General features: G+C 60.9%; 6 protein-coding genes. 5 read left to right on the forward strand and 1 reads right to left on the reverse strand.

All coding sequences use genetic code 11. The features are described from left to right. The first annotated feature begins 74 nt into the window (after positions 1–74). The 5 genes from QMX98_RS32115 to purT all read left to right on the forward strand — a co-directional run bounded on the left by QMX98_RS32115 (position 75) and on the right by purT (position 3441). The gene (locus QMX98_RS32115) at positions 75–674 is read left to right on the forward strand and encodes a CoA pyrophosphatase (protein ID WP_010463027.1); all 600 of its coding nucleotides are present in this window, start codon (positions 75–77) and stop codon (positions 672–674) included. A gap of 54 nt (positions 675–728) precedes the next feature. Then, on the forward strand, positions 729–1253 hold the full coding sequence (locus QMX98_RS32120; RefSeq protein WP_007944857.1) for a gamma carbonic anhydrase family protein: 525 nt from the start codon (positions 729–731) through the stop codon (positions 1251–1253). Then, complete coding sequence (locus tag QMX98_RS32125; RefSeq protein ID WP_010463023.1) at positions 1250–1465, forward strand: DUF1289 domain-containing protein; 216 nt, start codon at positions 1250–1252, stop codon at positions 1463–1465. The genes QMX98_RS32120 and QMX98_RS32125 overlap by 4 nt, the downstream gene beginning before the upstream one ends. A 227-nt stretch (positions 1466–1692) precedes the next feature. Next, positions 1693–2160: a preQ0 transporter gene (locus QMX98_RS32130; protein ID WP_010463021.1), complete on the forward strand. Its 468-nt coding sequence runs from the start codon at positions 1693–1695 to the stop codon at positions 2158–2160. Between the two features lie 99 nt (positions 2161–2259). Next, entirely contained in the window at positions 2260–3441 is a 1182-nt protein-coding gene (gene purT, locus QMX98_RS32135; protein WP_010463020.1) for a formate-dependent phosphoribosylglycinamide formyltransferase, read from the forward strand. A 104-nt stretch (positions 3442–3545) separates the two neighbouring features. Here purT and QMX98_RS32140 read toward each other — a convergent pair whose 3' ends face one another. Then, on the reverse strand, positions 3546–4859 hold the full coding sequence (locus QMX98_RS32140; RefSeq protein WP_010463018.1) for an MFS transporter: 1314 nt from the start codon (positions 4857–4859) through the stop codon (positions 3546–3548). Positions 4860–5183 lie beyond the last annotated feature (324 nt).

Here is a 5183-nt window from a genome sequence, read left to right on the forward strand (position 1 = left end):
GAACTGCGTTGGCGCGCAACGCGGTTCGTCAGCAAACGTCAACAGACCCTACGGCCAACAGATCGAGAAGACTCATGCTGGACGAGCTACTGCATCGAGTAAGCAACCACACCCCACGCACAATGGAAACCGACAAACGTTTCCCCGAAGCCGCGGTATTGGTACCCATCACCCGTAGTGACGAACCGGAGCTGGTTCTGACCCTGCGCGCCAGCGGGCTCTCGACCCATGGCGGTGAAGTCGCTTTCCCGGGTGGGCGGCGCGACCCCGAAGACCCTGATCTTATTTTCACCGCGCTACGGGAGGCTGAAGAAGAAATCGGCTTGCCACCGGGGCTGGTCGAGGTGATCGGCCCGCTGAGCCCGTTGATCTCCCTGCATGGCATCAAGGTCACGCCGTATGTCGGAGTGATTCCGGGTTTTGTCGAGTACCTGGCCAACGATGCCGAGATCGCCGCCGTGTTCAGTGTGCCTCTGGAGTTTTTCCGTGAGGACCCAAGGGAGCACACCCACCGCATCGATTACCAGGGGCGCAGTTGGTACGTGCCGAGTTATCGTTACGGCGAGTATAAAATCTGGGGCCTGACGGCAATCATGATTGTCGAGTTGATCAACCTGCTCTATGACGCCGACATCAGCCTGCACCACCCGCCCAAAAGCTTTATCAATACTTGAAGCCATCGTTCGTATGGCGTGAACCGCGGCTGCCTGAGCCTTGAGGACAACAAGATGAAATATCGCCTGGGCGATGCCCGCGTCGAAACCCATCCGCAGAGCTGGGTTGCACCCAATGCCGTGCTGGTGGGCAAGGTCAAACTGGAAGAGGGCGCCAACGTCTGGTTCAACGCCGTGTTGCGTGGCGACAACGAATTGATCCTGATTGGCAAGAACAGCAACGTCCAGGACGGCACGGTGATGCACACGGACATGGGCTACCCGCTGACCATCGGCACCGGCGTGACCATCGGCCACAACGCCATGCTTCACGGCTGCACCGTGGGCGATTACAGCCTGATCGGTATTAATGCAGTGATTCTCAACGGCGCGAAAATCGGCAAGAACTGCATCATCGGCGCCAACTCGCTGATCGGCGAGGGCAAAGAGATTCCCGACGGTTCGCTGGTCATGGGCTCGCCCGGCAAAGTAGTGCGTGAACTGACCGAGCAGCAAAAGAAAATGCTGGAGGCCAGCGCCGCGCACTATGTGCACAATTCGCAGCGTTACGCCCGTGATCTGGTCGAGCAGGAAGAATGAACGCCACCGAACGACCGGTCCTCTCGCCATGCGTGAACATCTGCGCGTTGGACGAAGATGATATTTGCACCGGGTGTCAGCGCACGGTCGAAGAAATCACGCGCTGGAGTCGCATGGACAACGAAGAACGCCGCAGGGTTTTGGGGCTGTGCCATGAGCGGGCCAAGTCGAGCGGGTTGATCTGGATGTTGCCTTCCAGATCCGATTCCTGAGCCCTGTGAGCTTTTGTGGCTGATGAGGTTTTTTGTGGCGAGGGAGCTTGCTCCCGCCGGGCTGCGAAGCAGCCCCATAGCTGACAAACACATTCAACCTGACACACCGCGCCCTCTGACTTCAGGGCCGCTGCGCGACCCAGCGGGAGCAAGCGCCCTCGCCACAGGTTATTTGTAAAGCCGAGATGGTAATCTGTGCGCCAAATTGACAGGTATCCCGCCACCTCATGTTCTTCCTGATCGCCTATATCAGCAGCGTCGTGCTGATCAACTACGCCTTCTCCACCGCCCCGCACCTGGACATCATCTGGTCGGCCTGGGGCGGTTTGGTGTTTGTCCTGCGCGACATGGTGCAAACCCGCTTCGGCCACGGCGCGATCGCGGCGATGCTCGCAGCGTTGGTCCTGTCCTATGTCACTTCCGATCCGTCCATCGCGCTGGCCAGCGCCACGGCCTTCGCGGTGTCCGAATGCATCGACTGGCTGGTGTTCAGCATCACCAAGCGTCCGTTGCACGATCGCCTGTGGATAAGTTCGGCCCTGAGCATTCCCCTCGACACCTTCATCTTCTTCGGCATGATCGATGCTTTCACCCCGGCCGTAATCCTTACCGCCATGGGCTCGAAGTTCGCCGGCGTGACGGTCGTGTGGCTGATCATGGCCTGGCGCTTGCGCAAACAGGCTGTCGCCAGCTGAAGCCAAACCTTGCGGTTCATGTAAAATGCCGCGCTTTCTCCCCATGGGAAGCGCGCCAGGCGCCGCGACCCTCGATGATCCGCTTCTTGAGGACCTGAGATGACCCGTATCGGAACTCCATTGTCGCCAACTGCGACCCGCGTATTGCTGTGTGGCTGTGGTGAGTTGGGCAAGGAAGTGGTAATCGAGCTGCAACGCCTGGGCGTTGAAGTGATTGCCGTCGACCGTTACGCCAACGCGCCGGCCATGCAAGTTGCGCATCGCAGCCACGTTATCAACATGCTCGACGGCGCCGCCCTGCGTGCCGTGATCGAAGCCGAAAAGCCGCACTTCATCGTGCCGGAAATCGAAGCCATCGCCACCGCGACCCTCGTGGAACTGGAAGCCGAAGGCTTCACCGTGATCCCGACCGCGCGCGCCGCGCAGCTGACCATGAACCGTGAGGGCATCCGTCGCCTGGCCGCCGAAGAGCTGGACCTGCCGACCTCGCCGTACCATTTCGCCGACACTTTCGAGGACTACAGCAAGGCTGTCCAGGATCTGGGCTTCCCGTGCGTGGTCAAGCCAGTGATGAGTTCGTCGGGCAAAGGCCAGAGCCTGCTGCGCAGCGCCGATGACGTGAAAACCGCTTGGGATTACGCTCAGGAAGGCGGTCGCGCCGGTAAAGGTCGCGTGATCATCGAAGGCTTTATCGACTTCGACTACGAAATCACTCTGTTGACCGTGCGTCACGTCGGCGGCACGACCTTCTGCGCACCCGTCGGTCACCGGCAGGAGAAGGGCGACTATCAGGAATCCTGGCAGCCACAAGCCATGAGCCCGATTGCCCTGGCCGAATCCGAGCGCGTTGCCAAGGCCGTCACTGAAGCACTGGGCGGTCGTGGCCTGTTTGGTGTCGAGCTGTTCATCAAAGGTGATCAGGTGTGGTTCAGCGAAGTGTCGCCGCGCCCGCATGACACCGGTCTGGTCACCCTGATTTCCCAGGACCTGTCGCAGTTCGCGCTGCACGCACGTGCGATCCTGGGCCTGCCGATTCCGTTGATTCGCCAGTTCGGGCCATCGGCTTCGGCGGTGATTCTGGTGGAAGGGCAGTCGACCCAGACTGCGTTCGCCAACCTCGGTGCTGCGTTGAGCGAACCGGATACGGCGCTGCGTCTGTTTGGCAAACCAGAGGTCAATGGCCAGCGCCGGATGGGCGTGGCGTTGGCGCGGGATGAGTCGATCGAAGCGGCTCGTGCCAAGGCAACCCGTGCTTCTCAGGCTGTCGTGGTAGAGCTGTAAACCGAGGCGCGGCAGGCTAGCTCCCACAGGGTTATTGGTTGGTCACAGATTTTGTGTACACCCAATTTCCATGGGGGAGCCAGCCTGCTGGCGATGCTTCTGCTTCAGGTCACCCGATTCAAATCGTTATGCCGCGTCTCCTTCAGGCACAGCACCGCAATCAAACTCAGCACCGCCGCCCCAGACACATACCCTCCGACATAACTCAGACCGCCCATCGCCACCAGTTTCTGCGCGAAAAACGGCGCCGCCGAGGCCCCGACGATTCCGCCCAGGTTGTAGGCTGCGGACGCGCCGGTATACCGCACATGCGTTGGAAAAAGCTCCGGCAGCAACGCGCCCATCGGTGCAAACGTCACGCCCATCAGAAACAGCTCGATGCACAGGAACAGCGCCACGCCCCAGGTCGAGCCTTGGGTCAGCAGCGGTTCCATCAAGAATCCCGACAGGATCGCCAAGACGCCGCCAATGATCAGCACCGGTTTGCGCCCGTAGCGGTCGCTGGCCCAGGCGGACAACGGCGTGGCGGCGGCCATGAACAGGACGGCGAAGCACAGCAGCCCAAGGAAGGTTTCGCGGCTGTAGCCGAGTGTCGACACGCCGTAGCTCAATGAAAACACCGTCGAGATGTAGAACAGCGCGTAGCACACGACCATCGACCCTGCCCCCAGCAACATCGGTACCCAGTACTGGCTGAACAGCTCGACCAGCGGGATCTTCACTCGCTCCTGACGTGCCATGGCGTTGGCAAACACCGGGGTTTCGTGGAGTTTGAGGCGCACATACAGGCCCACCATCACCAGCGCGGCGCTGAGCAGAAACGGAATCCGCCAGCCCCAAGAGCGGAACTGCTCGTCATTCAGGGTCATGGCGAGCGTCAGGAACAGACCGTTAGCCGCCAGAAATCCAATCGAGGGGCCGAGCTGCGGGAACATGCCGAACCAGGCGCGCTTGCCTTTGGGCGCATTCTCCGTCGCCAGCAGGGCCGCACCGCCCCATTCGCCGCCCAGCCCAAGGCCTTGGCCGAACCGCAGCACGCAGAGCAGGATCGGCGCCCAGGCTCCGATGCTGTCATAGCCCGGCAATACGCCGATCAACGTGGTGCACACACCCATCAATAGCAGCGAAGCGACCAATGTCGATTTGCGCCCGATGCGGTCACCGAAGTGCCCAAACAGCGCCGATCCCAAGGGGCGGGCAAGGAATGCGATGCCGAAGGTGAGGAACGCCGACAGCATCTGGGCGGTGCCGGAGGTCTGCGGAAAGAACACCGGACCGATCACCAGCGCCGCAGCGGTGGCATAGACGTAGAAGTCGTAAAACTCGATGGCGGTGCCGATAAAACTCGCCGTGGCCACGCGGGTGGCGGAGTTCGTCGGTTGGGTAGGCGCGTCGCTATAAGTCGTGCTGGTCGTCATGCGGTTATCCCTGACAGTCATGTGCCCCAGTGGAGCGAATTATTATGGTCGAACACCCAGGGATGTGGGAGTGAGGCGCGGCCGCTGTTCAAGGTAGGAACAGTCGTCGGTGTGGTGCGGAAAGTGCCGATGGTCTGGCCGGAACCTGCTGCGTGCGGGGTAAGCACGTGGTTCGGCCGGGGCTTGGGTAAGCGGATTCGATTATAGGAAGGTGGCTAACGATCTAACAAGGGGCTTGGGATTGGCGAGGTCTTTGTGGCGCGGGGGCGGTGCGCCAAGCCCCCCCCCCCCCGGGTTTTTTGTGCCGCAAAAAATAACATTAGG

It is taken from the genome of Pseudomonas sp. PS02303, assembly GCF_029959925.1.
In the GTDB taxonomy this organism is placed as follows: Bacteria; Pseudomonadota; Gammaproteobacteria; order Pseudomonadales; family Pseudomonadaceae; genus Aquipseudomonas; species Aquipseudomonas mandelii.